The sequence below is a fragment of the Glutamicibacter sp. Je.9.36 genome (assembly GCF_051129975.1).
Lineage (GTDB): Bacteria > Actinomycetota > Actinomycetes > Actinomycetales > Micrococcaceae > Glutamicibacter.
This window is the reverse complement of record NZ_JBCPSN010000006.1, coordinates 118465-133001: the sequence shown is the minus strand read 5'-3', so window position 1 is coordinate 133001 and position 14537 is coordinate 118465. Positions and strand designations below refer to the sequence as shown.

Here is a 14537-nt window from a genome sequence, read left to right as displayed (position 1 = left end):
TGCTGCCTGGCAGCCTTAGCTTGGCCCTGCAGAAAACTGCATCCCGACTGCTAGTCTGATCTCCTCTACCAAATGCGCTCGGTGCCGCACGGCCCGGGCCGCCAGGCTCGGGAGGTCCATTGGATCCGCTGACAGCTTCGCTCATGGCCATTGGCAGCGGTTCCGCTGCGGGCCTGCGGCCGTATTTCACGGTATTGGCCCTGGGCATCGCGGGACTGGTGATCCCCGATACCGCACCTGACATGATCGCTTCTGCGGCACGGCAGATTCCTGAAAGCATCACCAATCCGTGGGTCCTGGCCATCTGTGCCGTACTTGCCATCGGCGAGGCCGGCCTGGATAAGATCCCTTTCCTCAATCTGTCCATGGAAACCATCTCGGTGTGGCTGCGGCCTGTTTTCGGCGCCCTGGTTGGCATCGGCCTTGGCGCCAATTCGGGAGTCGAGGTTGCCGTCCTCACCGGACTGCTCGGCGCGGGCTCCGCGCTGTCGGTGAGCCTGGGCAAATCGTCGATGACCGCGGCGACCAATGCCGTTCCCGAACCCATCACCCAATGGGTGCGCAGCCTGGCAGAAGATCTTGGCGCGCTGGTTCTCGTCTTCGCGGCTGTGCTGGTTCCGGTACTGGCTGCCGTGCTCGGACTCGTTGCCATTGCCATCGGCTTCTTCCTCTACCGCATGTTCCGCAAGGTCTACCGGTCAATGAAGAACCGGGTCGGCAGCATCAGGCAGAACCGGGCCGCCGCGCACTCCGCGCGCGAAGCGCAGCTGGCCTCCGGCGCGAAGACCAGCACGCTGCAGGCGCTGCAGGCCCTGGCCACCGGCAACGCGCCGGCTTCCGAAGATCCTGCAGGCAAGGGCAGCTAGCGCCTTGCCGTGGCCAGGTGCCCGGCTCACTGGGGCCGCTGTGTTCCCGAATCGCTAAATGCCAAGTCCGCTGAGAAAATAATCCGTCGAGTCGGTGACTGGACGCGTTCTCTCTTCTAAGCTGGGAACATGACTACGACGCGCTACGCCCTTCATGCCACCCTGATTTCCGATGGCCTCAAGGTCACCGATGGCGTGCTCGCCGTGGAAGGCGACCGCATCCGCTTTGCCGGCAACCGCGATGACTTCAACGCCCTGTCCGATGCTGCCGACTACCCGGTACGCGAGGTAGCCCCCGGCTCCATCATCATCCCGGGCCTGATCGACCTGCATTGCCATGGCGCCCTCGGTGCGGACTTCTCGGCACCGGACCATTCGAGCGTCACCGAAGCGGTGGAATATCTGCACCGCTCGGGCACCACTACCCTGCTCGCGTCGCTGGTCACCGCAGAGCCCTCTTCCATGATCGAGGCCGCCGAGCTGCTCGCCGAGCTGGCGGAGGCCGGCCAGATTGCCGGCATCCATGCCGAAGGTCCGTTCCTCTCCGTAGCCCGCTGCGGCGCCCAGGACCCGCGCTTCCTTCAGGATCCGGATCCGGAATTCGTCAGCGAGCTGGTGGCTGCCAGCCGCGGCCAGCTGCGCACCATGACCTACGCGCCGGAATTGGCCGGCAGCGAGGAACTCGTTGAGCAGCTGGTCTCCCACGGCGTGGTCCCGTCGCTGGGGCACACCGATGCCAGCGCCCAGATCACCGCGGATTCCCTGCGCTTTGCCCGCGAACAGCTGCGCAGCGCCGGGGTGGACGGCTTCACCGAACGCCCTACGGTCACCCACCTGTTCAACGGCATGCCTTCGCTGCACCACCGCGAACCCGGTCCGGTGGCCGCCTGCCTGGAAGAGGCGGTGAACCGCAATGCGTTCGTGGAGCTGATCGCCGACGGGGTGCACCTGTCCCCCGATACCGTGCGCCTGGTCTTCCGCTTGGTCGGTGCGGAGAACATCTTGCTGGTCAGCGATTCCATGGCGGCCACCGGCTTGGCCGATGGGCAGTACACCCTCGGTCCGCAGGATGTGAATGTGGCCCTGGGCCAGGCGCGGCTGGCCAGCGACGATTCCCTGGCCGGCGGCACCTGCACGCTGCTGGAGATCGTGCAGCGCGCCGTGCAGGCCGGGGTCTCTCTGGTCCAGGCGGTCAACTCGGCTACGTCCATCCCCGCCTCGCTCATTGGCCTGGCCGACGAGGTCGGTTCCCTGCACTACGGCTTCGCCGCCGATGCACTGATCCTGGATGCCAATCTGCAGCTGGTCCAGACGATCCGCAACGGGGAATACCTCTAGCCCACCGAAAATCCCGGACTGCGCTAGCCCTGCGGGATCCGCGCGAGCTGGCCGAGCAGCTCAAGCTCCTCGGCCCGGTCCAGGCCAGCACGCCGGGACCGGTCCAGTCCGCGCGCCCGTTCATCGGCCAGCACGTCGCCGAGCAAGTCCTCCAGGTCCCGTTCCGGGCCACCGGCCAAGGCGTACCGCTGGTTGCTGCGCTGGGCGAAGCCGTGGTCCTCCAGCGCAAGCCACAGCGGCAGCGAACGCGCCCCGGCCCAGTAATTGACCTGGCGTTCGCGCAGCCATGCGTCCTGGGCGGTGACCAGTTCCCCGCTGAATCCCGCGATCCGCGCGGCCGTACTGAGGAATTGGGCGAAGCCATGGGATGTTCCGGCCACGTTGAAGGTTCCGGTGAGCGAACGCGCGGCGGCGTCGATGATCCACGCGGCGGCATCGCGCACGTCGATGACCTGCACATGGCGGCCCGCGGTTGGCGGGATGAGGACCTGGCCGGCACCGGCCAAGGCCAGGCGCGAAACCCAGTAGGAAAAGCGGTCACTGGGATCGCCAGGTCCGGCAAGCAGCCCCGGACGGGCAATGAGCAGCCGGTCGGCAACCATCGCCGTGCTGGCCTGTTCGGCAAGGACCTTTGCATGCCCGTAGTCGCCGGGATCGGACGGTTCATGCAGTTGCGCGTCTTCGCCGGCACCGGGCAGCTGCGCGCTGGCATACACCGAGATGGAGGAAACCAGGGTCCAGTGCCGCGCAGTCGCGGCCAGGGCCGCCAGCGCTTCTTGCACCCATTGCGGCTCATAGGACAGCTCGATGACCGAGTCGAATTCGATGCCCTGCACGGCGTCATAGGCCCCGGGCTGGCTCCGGTCGGCACGCACCAGCTGCGCGCGCTGGGCAACCTCGCCGGAATTGCCGCGCGCCAAGCAGGTGACTTCGTGGCCACTGCGGATCAGCTGCCGCGCCAGCTCGCGGCCGAGCCACGCGGTGCCGCCAAGGATCAATGTTCGTTTCATGCGAACAGTCAACTACGTCCTGCGCCACGCGCCCAGGCATTTCGCACTCAGCGCAGTGCCTGCCGGCTGCAGGCCAGTTCCGGATTCAGAACCATGGGTGCTCCGGTGATCGCACACGCGCAGCCGAGCAGTGCGCCGAGCACGCAGGCGATCCGCAGCGGCTTCCCCAGCCTGCCAACGCGGCCTGCCAGCATTGCCCGGCCCCGGAACGCAAAAACCGCCGCTGCATCTGCAACGGCGGTTTTGCTTTATCGAGTTCTAGATCTGCCAGCTCCCGGCGATCGGCCCGGCTTCGAGCCAGGCCGAGAAGCCGGTGTAGTCGCGGTAGTCCATGGCCAGCAGCAGCTCATCACCGCTGCGCACCAGCATCACGATGATGAATCCTGGCGGAATCCGCGAGGTTTCCTCATCGGTGGGCTGGCGTGTCCCGGTGATATCCAGGCCACGGCGCTCGATCACGAAGCTCGGGACCGGGGAGACAGAGAAAAACCGCAACAGGTCCACATGCGCTCCGCCGTAGCGGCCGATGACCATCATCCATTTGCCCGAAGGCGCCAGGATGGATGCATCGAAGGTGCCCAGCGTGCGCCGCAATTGGATGCGGCGCACTGCCATGGCCCCGAAGAACATGGCGATGCCGATCAGGATCAGCAACGCGATCAGAACTGGTGCGGTTATCTCAAACAATTCATCGCCTACGCTGCGGTACCAAGCACAGCGTTGTCAGCAACGATCACTACGCGATCCGAATCAACAGAGAAGAAGCCTCCGTCGATCTGGACCGAGAAGCGGGACTCGGAAACCGGTTCGATTTCCAGGTCCCCAGCGGCAAGCACGGACAGCATCGGAACGTGACCGGGCAGAACACCGATCTCGCCGTCCACCGAACGAGCCTTGACCAGCTTCGCAGCGCCCGACCACACGAAGTGGTCAGCCGCGACGATTTCGACCTGAAGCTCAGCCATAATTAGCTGGCCTTCTGGATTTCGGCCCACTGGCGCTCGACGTCGTCAAGACCGCCGATGTTGAAGAACGCCTGCTCTGCAATGTGGTCCAATTCGCCATCGCAAATGGCCTTGAAGCCTTCGATGGTGTCCTTGATCGATACGGTCGAGCCCTCGACACCGGTGAACTGCTTTGCGGTGTAGGTGTTCTGCGAGAGGAACTGCTGGATACGGCGTGCACGGGCAACGACGATCTTGTCCTCTTCGCCCAGCTCGTCGATACCGAGGATCGCGATGATGTCCTGCAGTTCCTTGTTCTTCTGCAGAATGGCCTTCACGCGGATGGCTACATCGTAGTGATCCTGGCCAATGTACTGCGGATCCAGGATTCGCGAGGTCGAGGTCAGCGGGTCGATCGCCGGGTACAGGCCGCGCGACGCGATTTCACGCGACAGCTCGGTGGTTGCATCCAAGTGGGCGAAGGTTGCTGCTGGAGCCGGGTCGGTGTAGTCATCGGCCGGGACGTAGACAGCCTGCATCGAGGTGATCGAGCGGCCCTTCGTCGAGGTGATGCGTTCCTGCAGCAGACCCATTTCATCGGCCAAGTTCGGCTGGTAGCCCACGGCGGAAGGCATGCGGCCCAGCAGGGTCGACACCTCGGAACCGGCCTGGGTGAAGCGGAAGATGTTGTCGATGAACAGCAGCACGTCCTGGTTCTGGACATCGCGGAAGTATTCCGCCATGGTCAGAGCCGACAGTGCCACGCGCAGACGGGTTCCAGGTGGCTCATCCATCTGGCCGAACACCAGTGCGGTGTCCTTCAGGACGTTTGCCTCGTCCATTTCGACCCAGAGGTCGTTGCCTTCACGGGTGCGCTCGCCAACACCGGCGAATACCGAGGTACCACCGAAGTTGCGTGCAACACGGGTGATCATTTCCTGGATCAGCACGGTCTTGCCAACGCCGGCGCCACCGAACAGGCCGATCTTGCCGCCCTTGATGTACGGGGTCAGGAGGTCGATCGACTTGATGCCGGTTTCCAGCATTTCGGTCGAGCCCTCGAGCTCCGAGAACTTCGGAGGCTGGCGGTGGATTGGCCAACGCTCGGTGACCTGGATCTCCGAGTTGTCAACGTCCAGGGCGTCGCCCAGAACGTTGAAGATGTGGCCCTTGACGCCGTCGCCTACTGGGACGGAGATGGCAGCGCCGGTATCGGTCACCGAAGCACCGCGGACCAGGCCGTCGGTGGCCTGCAGCGATACTGCGCGGACCAGGCCCTCACCGAGGTGCTGGCTGGTCTCGAAGGTGATCTTCTTGGTTTCGCCGTTGAGGGTCAGCTCAGCGGTCAGTGCGTTGTAGATAGCAGGCAGTGCGTCGGCTGGGAACTCGACGTCCACGACCGGGCCAGTCACGCGCGCGATGCGACCGATGGCCCCTGCGGTAACCTGCTCGTTGAGTTGGGCAGTCATCTTTCTCACTTCTTGTCTGGTCGGAGTATCGGTAATTAGCTGTTCAGCGCGTCGGCGCCGGCGATAATTTCCGAAAGCTCCTGGGTGATTTCAGCCTGACGGGCATTGTTGAGCAATCGGGTGTACTTCTTGATCAGTTCACCAGCGTTGTCGCCTGCGGCCTTCATGGCGCGCTGGCGGGCAGCGAGCTCGGAAGCAGCGGACTGCAACTGGCAGTTGAACAGTCGAGAATCGATGTAGCGCGGAAGCAGTGCGTCAAGCACTTCTTCCGGCGATGGCTCAAACTCGTACAGTGGCAACAGCTCGTCGGTTGGAGTCTCGGATTCATCCTCGACAACCTCCAACGGCAACAGACGGATGACCGTCGGTTCCTGCGTGACCATCGACTTGAACTGGGTGTAGACGACGTGGATCTCGTCCACGCCACCCTGCTCGAAATCGGTGTCGAAGTCCTCCAGGAGGACATCGCGCAGCTCGCGTGCGGTTTCGAAACGCGGGGAATCAGTTTCCCCGGTCCACACTCGTGCGTACTCGCGTGAACGGAAATCAAAGTAAGCCTGGGCCTTGCGGCCGACCAAGTAGGTCTTGACTTCCTTGCCTTCTTCACGCAGGAGTTCCACGAGGTGCTCTGCCTGCTTCAGAACGCTGGCGGAGTAGGACCCGGCAAGTCCTCGGTCCGAAGTCATCACCAAGACCGCGGCACGGCGTACCTGCGCCGGCTCGGTGGTCAGTGGATGCTCGACATCGGCCTGGGACGCGACGGCGGTTACTGCACGGGTAATCGCATTGGCATACGGCAGCGAAGCCGAGACACGCGTACGTGCCTTACCAATGCGGGATGCAGCGATCAGTTCCATCGCCTTGAAGATCTTGCGCATCGACTTGGTCGATCCGATCTTCTGGCGGTAGACCCGAATCTGGGCTCCCATGTGTGTCCTTTCCTTATCCCCTACCTCGGGAGGGCGGCGCCGTTACCGGCGCCGCTCCCCCTTGGCAAGGAAATTGTCAGCGCTTCTGCTTGACGATCTTTTCCTGGTCAACGGACTCGGAATCGAGAGCGTCGTGCTCTTCGTGCCCGGCGGCGACAAGCTTGTCGTCGCCTTCGCCGAAGAAGCCGGCCTTGAAGTCCGCAACAGCGGTCTTCATGGCTTCCAGAGTCTCGTTCTCCAGCTTGCCGGTCTGGCCAATCACGGTCAGTACATCGGTGCGGTGGCGCAGGTAGTCGATGAACTCGCCCTCGAAGCGGCGTACATCCTCAACCGGGACATCGTCCAGGTAGCCGTTGGTGCCGGCCCAGATCGAAACGACCTGGTCCTCAACCGGGTACGGGGTGTACTGGCCCTGCTTGAGCAGTTCCATCAGGCGCGCACCACGGGTCAGCTGCTGCTTGGAAGCAGCATCCAGGTCCGAGGCGAACATTGCGAATGCCTGCATGTCGCGGTACTGGGCCAATTCCAGCTTCAAGGTACCGGAGACCTTCTTCATGGCCTTGACCTGTGCCGAACCGCCAACACGGGATACCGAGATACCCACGTCGACAGCTGGACGCTGGTTGGCGTTGAAGAGATCCGACTGCAAGAAGATCTGGCCGTCGGTGATCGAGATGACGTTGGTCGGGATGAACGCGCCCACGTCGTTGGCCTTGGTTTCGATGATTGGCAAGCCAGTCATCGAGCCTGCACCCAGCTCGTCCGACAGCTTGGCGCAACGCTCAAGCAGGCGGGAGTGCAGGTAGAAGACGTCGCCTGGGTAGGCTTCGCGTCCTGGCGGACGGCGCAGCAGCAGGGACACGGCACGGTAGGCTTCAGCCTGCTTCGACAGATCATCGAAGACGATCAGAACGTGCTTGCCGCCGTACATCCAGTGCTGGCCGATGGCCGAGCCTGCGTATGGAGCCAAGTACTTGAAGCCGGCTGGGTCGGATGCCGGGGACGCCACGATGGTGGTGTACTCCAGTGCGCCCTGCTCTTCGAGGGTCTGGCGAACGGCAGCGATGGTCGATGCCTTCTGGCCAATTGCCACGTAGACGCAGCGGACCTGCTTGGTCTGATCGCCGGATTCCCAGTTAGCACGCTGGTTCAGGATGGTGTCAACCGCGATAGCGGTCTTGCCGGTCTGGCGGTCGCCAATGATCAGCTGACGCTGGCCACGGCCGATCGGGATCATGGCGTCGATAGCCTTCAGACCGGTCTGCATTGGCTCGTGCACGCTCTTGCGCTGGGTTACGCCTGGTGCCTGCAGCTCCAGGGCGCGGCGGCCCTCGGCAGCGATGGGGCCCAGGTTGTCCAGTGGCTCGCCCAACGGGTCGACCACGCGGCCCAGGTAGCCGTCGCCGACTGGAACCGAAAGGATCTCGCCGGTGCGCTCTACCTTCTGGCCAGCTTCGATGCCGGTGAAGTCACCAAGCACAACGACACCGATTTCGCGGGTATCGAGGTTCTGGGCCAGGCCCAGGGTGCCATCTTCGAACTTCAGCAACTCGTTGGCCATGACGGAAGGAAGGCCTTCCACTCTGGCGATGCCGTCGCTCGCGGCGACGACGCGTCCCACCTCGGTGCGCTCTGCCTTACCCGGTTCGTAGGAAGATGCGAACTCGTTTAGGGCATCGCGGACGTCGTTGGCATTGATGGTCAAATCGGCCATCTGCAGTCCCTGCTCTCCTAAATTGTGATCCGGTCCATTGGACCGAATCGAATGTGAATGAAGTCTGTTGTGGTCCTGGCAGCCAGGAACACCAGGCGAAGGATCACTCCCTAGCCCAATGAGTCCTAGCTGGCCAAGGCGCGGCGCAACTCGGCCACGCGTGATGCCACGGAAGCGTCGACAACTTCGTCGCCAACCTTGACTACCAGTCCACCGACCAGCGATGGGTCGGTAGTGGCGTTGAGCTTGAGCTGACGACCGTATAGCTTGTTCAGGCTGGTCTCCAGGCGCGAAAGCTGGGCTTCGGAAAGTTCTACAGAGCTGGTTACCGAGGCAATCCAGCGCTGCTGGCGCTTGGCCACGAGCTCTACGAAACGTCCAACCAAGGCTGCTGGCTTCAAACCGCGGGGGTTCGAAACTGCCTGGGAGATCAAAACCTGCGAGGTCTGCGACGCGTTAGGCACGAGCTTCAGCGCGAGAGTGCGCTTAGCCTCGACTGGGGCCTGTGCATCATCCAACGCACGCTGCAGTTCGTGATTGCCACGCACTGCCTCGATGAAGGAGAACAGATCCTGCTCCAGCTTGTTCAGCCCCGAAGCGCCGTCCTGCTGCTCTGCTACTGCGGTGACCGCAGTGACAGCCAGCGATTCGAGCGCATCGCTAATGTCGCGTTCCGAGCTCCAGCGGGTAGAAGCCAGCTGTGCGACGACGTCCTCGGCGTCAGCCGAGACCTTTCCGTGCAGCAGCTGAGCCAAAAGGCCTGCCTTGTCGGCATTTCCACGGGCTGGGTCAGTCATTGCGCGGCGGAGACCGGCATTTGCATCCAGTACTTCCAGGACCGCGAACAGTTCCTTAGGCAGCTCAATAGATGCCAGTGCCAGCTTGGGTTCCAGGAACGCCAAAGCCTTTGCCAGTGACTCGCTCGATACACTTGCCATTAGTTCGATGCACCTGCGTTCTGCTGAGCTTCCAAATCGGTCAGGAACTTGTCAACCACGCGCTGGGCACGGGCATCGTCCTGCAGAGCTTCGTCAACAACCTTGCTTGCAAGCTCGGTAGCCAATGCGCCCACGTCGGTGCGGAGCGAAGCCAGAGCGGATACGCGCTCAGCTTCGATCTGGCGGTGCGACTGCTCGGTGATACGAGCTGCCTCATCGGTTGCCTTGGTCTTCAGATCCGCAAGGATCTGAGCACCTTCGCTACGAGCTTCCTCACGGATGCGGTTTGCTTCGGTGCGTGCTTCCAGAAGCTGGGCCTTGTACTGTGCCAAGGTCTCCTCTGCTTCCTTCTGCGCTGCTTCAGCCTTCTCAAGGCCACCTTCGATCGCGGTGACGCGATCTTCATAGGACTGCTCGAACTTTGGAGCAATTACCTTGATGACGATGAACAGAAGGACCGCGAAACCAACACCCGTGACGAGAATTTCCCACGGGTTCGGCAACAGCGGGTTGACCGATTCGCTCGCAGCGAGGATGAAATCAGTGCTGTTCATTCTCACTATTCCTTATCTACTAGTTTCCGCTTGTGTGTACGCCTCGCGATAGTGGCGAGGCCACTACAGTTGCGAAAAGACTAGGCGCCGATGACGAAAGCGAAGACCAGGCCCAGGATGGCCAGTGCTTCAGCAAGTGCGAAGCCAAGCATGGCGATTGGCTGCAGGATGCGCTGAGCCTCAGGCTGACGTGCAACACCGTTGATGTAGGCAGCGAAGATCAAGCCAACGCCGATAGCCGAACCGATAGCAGCCAGGCCGTAGCCGATCATATTCAGGGAGCCGTGCAACATGTGATTATGTTCCTTTCAAGATACCGAGCTTTTGCCGGTAGGTTGTGAGGTATTCCTTGAGCGACTCAAGGAAGATCTTTATGGGTTGGAAGAAAAGAAGTGTTGGCCTAGTGGGCGTCGGCTTCGATTGCACCCTGGAGGTAGATCGCGGTCAGCAGGGCGAAAACAAACGCCTGCAGGACCATGATCAGCAGTTCCAGGAAGTACATGGCGACCGAGCCAACGATGACCAGGATGCCAAGGCCGTTCATGGCCAGGGAGTCCTGGACAACGATCAGGTGACGAGCGCCGGCAGCTGCCAGCATCACGATCATGTGACCGGCCAGCATCGTTGCCATCAAACGCAGCGAGTGCGTCAGCGGGCGAACGATGAAGTTAGAAATGATTTCCAACGGAATCATCAGTGGCATGATCCAGCCCGGAACACCGGACGGGACGACGGCCAACTTGAAGTAGCGGATACCGTGGTTCTTCAGGCCTACAGCAATCCAGGTGCCGTAGATGATGATAGCCATCGCGTATGCAGAACCAGCGTGTGAGAACGATGGAAGCTGCAGGAACGGAATCGCGCCGAAGAGGTTGTTCAGCAGTACGAAGAAGAAGGTCGCGAACAGCAGAGGAATCCAAGGACGGAAGTTCTTCTCGCCGATGATGTCGCGGCCAATTCCGTTACGTACAAACGCGTAACCGGACTCAGCGATGTACTGCATCTTGCCTGGAACCAGCTTCGGGTTCTTGATGGCCACGGTGAAGAACCAAGAGATAAGCACGATCGACAAAACGATCATGAGCATCTGCTTGCCGAAACCCGTGCCGTACTCAGCCATCCACGGGAAAAGATCCGGGAGGTGGGTATCGGAAACGGATGGCGGTACGAAGCCGCCTTCTTCTGAGGCCATTGGGAGCGCAAACGCGAACAACGCGCTGTCCTCTCTGCAGTAACGGTCACGGGCAAAAGGCGGTGACTGGCGGTAACTGCCTCTCACCGTGTGAAGAAAAGATCAAACGGGGATCCCATCATGGCCCATGCCAGAAGCATCAACCCTGATGAAGGTCCATCTGCGGGTTACCCCGCGGATGCATATTGCGTATTCCGCCCGCAGTTGAGCGGACGGCCAAAAATGACCCGAAGTAAGCTTATCAAACTCACAGCACCCCACCGACACAAAGTCGCGCGGAATACTCTATTCCTCGTTGTAGATAGCCAGGCGCGCCTTCATGAAAGCACGCACCTCGCCAACCTGCCAGGCAACAAGGGAGATAGCTGCTGCAAGAACGAATCCCTGGCGATTAACCCAATCGGGCAACCCCAGGTTCAACAACACGAAGGCGATGCCAAAAACCTTGATGACAAAGACACCCAAGAACGCGGGCATGGCCCACGAGTGGCGAATTCGCCCTGCAGCTTCGGCAATGAGAATGCCAATCGCGAAAAAGCCAATCACAATCCCGGCAGCCAGCGCGCCAGAAAGCGCGTAGCGAAGATCGGCAACCAACCATGAAATCAGGAAAAATATGGCGGTAGCGATCAGCGAATACACCAGTGACAAGCCAAGAATCGGCAACCAGATGGATTTCGGGGCTGACGAAGCACTGACGCGGGCAGAACCAGAATTCACGTCCGCAACCTTTCTTCGTCAACACCGAGGAACCATCGTGCACCCATCGATGCTGATGAAACTTGAAACTTCCACCTATTCCCTAAAGAACAGATGAAAGAAGATCCAGATTGAATTCTACACGAGATAGAAACAGATTGCTTGTGCGTTACCCCGCTATTTGATCGGGCTAGGCTTTGCCCATGCGCTTGCGTAAGGCCTCGACCCGCTTGATCACCAGGGGGCGCCACGTTGCAACCGCTGCCACTAGGAACAACAGCAAGGCCATCGGGACCACCAGAATGACCGGGATGAAGGCGATGGAAACCACTGAGACTGCAATCACGGCGGCCCACAGGTAGAGCAGAACTACCGATTGGCGCACCGAGTGGCCCTGGGCCAGCATCCGGTGGTGGATGTGCTTGGCATCCGGGGAAAAGGGTGAGCGTTTGTTGGCCAGCCGGCGGAAGACCGAGAGTACAAGGTCCAGTACTGGTAGGAAGACGATCACCATCGGCAGCAGCATCGGCATGTAGGCCGGGATGTTGCGGAAGCGCCGGGCCTCCAGGCCCTGCACATCACCGGTCACCGCCACCGCGGCCACCGAGAGGATCATGCCGATGGCGAGAACGCCGGTCTCCCCCATGAAGATATTCGCCGGGTTGAAGTTGTGCGGCAAGAAGCCCAGGCAGGCACCGAGCAGCAAGGCGCAGAGCAAGGCCCCGATGTTCGCGTAGTCATCGGCGCTCACGTGCGTGGCCAGTACATAGGAGTACACGAAGAAGGTCGCCGCGCCAATGGCGGCCAGGCCCGCGGCCAGGCCATCCAATCCATCGGAGAAGTTGATCGCGTTCATGGTCAGCACGATCAGGAAAATCGTCACCGAAATCTGCATCCATTGCTCATCGATCTGCCACGAACCCACTGGCAGGGACTGGATGACGATTCCGTTGGTGGCGACCAGCCAGCCGATCAGGATCTGGCCGGCGAGCTTCAGCCACCATTTGAGGTCGAACATGTCATCGGCCAGGCCCATGAGCACGATGACGCCCAGGGCGTAGGCGATTCCGCGGATGGCGTCGTCATTGCCGAAGACCCCGCGGAAGAAGTGGAAGTTGCTGGCCAGCCATAGCCCTGCGGCGAAAGCGGCGATAATCGCCAGGCCGCCGAACTTCACGATCGGTTTTTCGTGCTGGTCGCGTTCGCGCACCAGCTGGTTGCCGGTGAAACGGTGGCCAAGGGTGCGGATGATCGGGGTGAGCAGGAACGAAACCGTAAAGCTGAATGCTATGAGCAGTACGTATGTTCTCATGCGCCGGTTTCCGGTGCGTCCTGTCCCAAATCGAGAATGCCAGGGACGACCACGCGCAATTCCTCAATGGAAATCGCGCCCGAGCGAACCACCTGCAGGTTCTGGCCGGTGCAATCGATGATGGTCGATGGCAGGACCTCTTCCCCGGCCTCGCCGCGCGGGCCGCCGTCGAGGTAGACATCCACCGACTCCCCGAGCTGAGCGAAAGCCTGCTCGACATCCAGCGCCGCCGCGTTGCCGGTGCGGTTGGCCGAGGACACGGCCAGCGGGCCGGTCTGGCCCAGGAGTTCCAAGGCGGTGTCGTCGTTGGGCACGCGCAGCGCCACGGTGCCGCGGGTCTCCCCCAGATCCCAGGTCAGCGAAGGCTGGGCCTGCAGGATCAGGGTCAGTCCGCCTGGCCAGAACGCTTCGGCCAGCTTGCGCGCGGCCTCGGGGATGTCCCTGGCCAATCCGTCCATGGTGGAACTCTGGGCGATCAGCACCGGCGGGGGCATGGTGCGGTTGCGGCCTTTGGCGGCCAGCAGCATCGCCACGCCCTGGGCGCTGAATGCATCGGCGCCGATCCCGTAGACGGTATCTGTAGGCAAGACGATGCAGCGCTTGTCCGCCAGCGCGGCCTTGGCTGCGGCGATGCCTTCAGCGTGTTCCTGCTCGTTGCTTACCGAAAATGTTGTGCTCACGGGATCATTCTTTCATGCACTGGGTGTGGTTTGGTTATTGCGGCGCGTAGCCGGATGTGGCGCGGGCGCGCCCGGTCAAATCTTCATGGCCAGCTACCTGCGTGAAACCGGCCGCGTGCAGCATGGCTGCCGCGGTTTCGCGCTGCACTTCGGCGTGTTCCATCACGTAGTAGCCGCCGGGACGCAAGAGCTTCATGGCTTGGGCGGTAATGGCTCGCGGAATGTCCAGTCCGTCTTCCCCGAGCCCGTATAACGCCATTTCCGGGTCGTGCTCGCGCACTTCCACTTCGCGCGGAACCGCGTTGGGCGGAATATACGGCGGATTGGAGATCACCAGGTCCATGGTGCCTTCCAGCTCCCCGGGAACTTGCGTGGCATCCTGGTGCAGCACGGTGACCCGGTGCGGCTCGCAGTTGGCCCGGGTGTAGCCAATGGCATCGTCCGAGAGCTCCACGGCCCAGACGCTGGCTGCTGGCACTTCGCTGGCCACGGACGCTGCAATGGCGCCGGAGCCCGAGCACAAATCAATGCACCGCGGGGTGCCGATGCCTTGGCCGGCCAGGAAATCAAGGCCGAGCTGCACCACGGTTTCGGTTTCCGGCCGCGGGGTGAATACTCCCGGTCCCACCTTCAGCTCCAGGTAGCGGAAGTACGCCACGCCAGTCAGGTGCTGCAGCGGGATGCGGGTGCGCCGGGCGGCCACCAGGGCGGTGAACTGCTCCCGGCTTCCAGGGTCGAGGCCCTCGCCACGCAGTTCGCGCAGCTTCAGTTCCGAGCGGTCAATGCCCAGCACGTGGCACAGCAGCAGGTCGACGTCGACGCCGGGGCTTGGCACCCCGGCGTCGGCCAGCGCCGCAATCGCCTGGCGGCGTACGGCAGTGAGTTCTTCCAA

At 61.9% G+C, this 14537-nt stretch carries 16 protein-coding genes; 2 read left to right on the top strand and 14 right to left on the bottom strand.

Features of this window, described 5'->3' with window-relative positions; all coding sequences use genetic code 11:
• Positions 1-143: 143 nt before the first annotated feature.
• Positions 144-866, top strand: coding sequence for a DUF4126 domain-containing protein (locus AAZQ98_RS14955; protein ID WP_434693377.1), 723 nt, complete (start codon positions 144-146; stop codon positions 864-866).
• Positions 867-995: 129 nt separating this feature from the next.
• Positions 996-2204, top strand: a complete 1209-nt coding sequence (nagA, locus tag AAZQ98_RS14950; protein WP_434693374.1) for an N-acetylglucosamine-6-phosphate deacetylase — start codon at positions 996-998, stop codon at positions 2202-2204.
• A gap of 23 nt (positions 2205-2227) precedes the next feature.
• Here the strand turns inward: nagA and AAZQ98_RS14945 are convergent, their stop codons facing one another.
• The 14 genes from AAZQ98_RS14945 to prmC all read right to left on the bottom strand — a co-directional run bounded on the left by AAZQ98_RS14945 (position 2228) and on the right by prmC (position 14537).
• The gene (locus tag AAZQ98_RS14945; RefSeq protein ID WP_434693372.1) at positions 2228-3214 is read right to left on the bottom strand and encodes an NAD-dependent epimerase/dehydratase family protein; all 987 of its coding nucleotides are present in this window, start codon (positions 3212-3214) and stop codon (positions 2228-2230) included.
• A gap of 258 nt (positions 3215-3472) precedes the next feature.
• Positions 3473-3901 carry a DUF2550 domain-containing protein gene (locus tag AAZQ98_RS14940; RefSeq protein ID WP_105658413.1) on the bottom strand — a complete coding sequence of 143 codons (429 nt, stop codon included), beginning with the start codon at positions 3899-3901 and terminating at the stop codon, positions 3473-3475.
• 8 nt (positions 3902-3909) lie between these two features.
• Positions 3910-4179 carry a F0F1 ATP synthase subunit epsilon gene (locus AAZQ98_RS14935; protein WP_038990466.1) on the bottom strand — a complete coding sequence of 90 codons (270 nt, stop codon included), beginning with the start codon at positions 4177-4179 and terminating at the stop codon, positions 3910-3912.
• 2 nt (positions 4180-4181) lie between these two features.
• Positions 4182-5627, bottom strand: coding sequence for a F0F1 ATP synthase subunit beta (gene atpD, locus AAZQ98_RS14930; protein WP_133834459.1), 1446 nt, complete (start codon positions 5625-5627; stop codon positions 4182-4184).
• 35 nt (positions 5628-5662) lie between these two features.
• Positions 5663-6556: a F0F1 ATP synthase subunit gamma gene (locus AAZQ98_RS14925; protein WP_133834460.1), complete on the bottom strand. Its 894-nt coding sequence runs from the start codon at positions 6554-6556 to the stop codon at positions 5663-5665.
• A gap of 76 nt (positions 6557-6632) precedes the next feature.
• A complete protein-coding gene (gene atpA / locus AAZQ98_RS14920) occupies positions 6633-8270 on the bottom strand; it encodes a F0F1 ATP synthase subunit alpha (RefSeq protein ID WP_133834461.1) in 1638 nt (545 codons plus the stop codon).
• Between the two features lie 125 nt (positions 8271-8395).
• A complete protein-coding gene (locus tag AAZQ98_RS14915) occupies positions 8396-9208 on the bottom strand; it encodes a F0F1 ATP synthase subunit delta (protein WP_133834462.1) in 813 nt (270 codons plus the stop codon).
• Entirely contained in the window at positions 9208-9762 is a 555-nt protein-coding gene (locus AAZQ98_RS14910; protein ID WP_013348622.1) for a F0F1 ATP synthase subunit B, read from the bottom strand. The genes AAZQ98_RS14915 and AAZQ98_RS14910 overlap by 1 nt, the downstream gene beginning before the upstream one ends.
• Positions 9763-9842: 80 nt before the next feature.
• Positions 9843-10055: an ATP synthase subunit C gene (locus AAZQ98_RS14905; RefSeq protein WP_013348621.1), complete on the bottom strand. Its 213-nt coding sequence runs from the start codon at positions 10053-10055 to the stop codon at positions 9843-9845.
• A 107-nt stretch (positions 10056-10162) separates the two neighbouring features.
• Positions 10163-10954 (bottom strand): F0F1 ATP synthase subunit A, encoded by a 792-nt coding sequence (atpB, locus tag AAZQ98_RS14900; RefSeq protein ID WP_105658410.1) that lies wholly within the window; start codon positions 10952-10954, stop codon positions 10163-10165.
• 285 nt (positions 10955-11239) lie between these two features.
• Complete coding sequence (locus AAZQ98_RS14895) at positions 11240-11596, bottom strand: hypothetical protein (RefSeq protein ID WP_146112315.1); 357 nt, start codon at positions 11594-11596, stop codon at positions 11240-11242.
• Between the two features lie 247 nt (positions 11597-11843).
• Positions 11844-12965 (bottom strand): MraY family glycosyltransferase, encoded by a 1122-nt coding sequence (locus tag AAZQ98_RS14890; RefSeq protein ID WP_332488148.1) that lies wholly within the window; start codon positions 12963-12965, stop codon positions 11844-11846.
• Positions 12962-13645 carry an L-threonylcarbamoyladenylate synthase gene (locus AAZQ98_RS14885; RefSeq protein WP_105658407.1) on the bottom strand — a complete coding sequence of 228 codons (684 nt, stop codon included), beginning with the start codon at positions 13643-13645 and terminating at the stop codon, positions 12962-12964. The genes AAZQ98_RS14890 and AAZQ98_RS14885 overlap by 4 nt, the downstream gene beginning before the upstream one ends.
• 34 nt (positions 13646-13679) lie before the next feature.
• Positions 13680-14537 carry a peptide chain release factor N(5)-glutamine methyltransferase gene (gene prmC / locus AAZQ98_RS14880; protein WP_400290763.1) on the bottom strand — a complete coding sequence of 286 codons (858 nt, stop codon included), beginning with the start codon at positions 14535-14537 and terminating at the stop codon, positions 13680-13682.

Excerpts from the sequence above, each read along its gene's own strand:
- AAZQ98_RS14955 (WP_434693377.1), top strand. The coding sequence starts at position 144 with ATGGCCATTGGCAGCGGTTCCGCTGCGGGCCTGCGGCCGTATTTCACG.
- nagA (WP_434693374.1), top strand. The coding sequence starts at position 996 with ATGACTACGACGCGCTACGCCCTTCATGCCACCCTGATTTCCGATGGC.
- AAZQ98_RS14945 (WP_434693372.1), bottom strand. The coding sequence starts at position 3,214 with ATGAAACGAACATTGATCCTTGGCGGCACCGCGTGGCTCGGCCGCGAG.
- AAZQ98_RS14935 (WP_038990466.1), bottom strand. The coding sequence starts at position 4,179 with ATGGCTGAGCTTCAGGTCGAAATCGTCGCGGCTGACCACTTCGTGTGG.
- atpD (WP_133834459.1), bottom strand. The coding sequence starts at position 5,627 with ATGACTGCCCAACTCAACGAGCAGGTTACCGCAGGGGCCATCGGTCGC.
- AAZQ98_RS14925 (WP_133834460.1), bottom strand. The coding sequence starts at position 6,556 with ATGGGAGCCCAGATTCGGGTCTACCGCCAGAAGATCGGATCGACCAAG.
- atpA (WP_133834461.1), bottom strand. The coding sequence starts at position 8,270 with ATGGCCGATTTGACCATCAATGCCAACGACGTCCGCGATGCCCTAAAC.
- AAZQ98_RS14915 (WP_133834462.1), bottom strand. The coding sequence starts at position 9,208 with ATGGCAAGTGTATCGAGCGAGTCACTGGCAAAGGCTTTGGCGTTCCTG.
- AAZQ98_RS14910 (WP_013348622.1), bottom strand. The coding sequence starts at position 9,762 with ATGAACAGCACTGATTTCATCCTCGCTGCGAGCGAATCGGTCAACCCG.
- AAZQ98_RS14905 (WP_013348621.1), bottom strand. The coding sequence starts at position 10,055 with ATGTTGCACGGCTCCCTGAATATGATCGGCTACGGCCTGGCTGCTATC.
- atpB (WP_105658410.1), bottom strand. The coding sequence starts at position 10,954 with ATGGCCTCAGAAGAAGGCGGCTTCGTACCGCCATCCGTTTCCGATACC.
- AAZQ98_RS14890 (WP_332488148.1), bottom strand. The coding sequence starts at position 12,965 with ATGAGAACATACGTACTGCTCATAGCATTCAGCTTTACGGTTTCGTTC.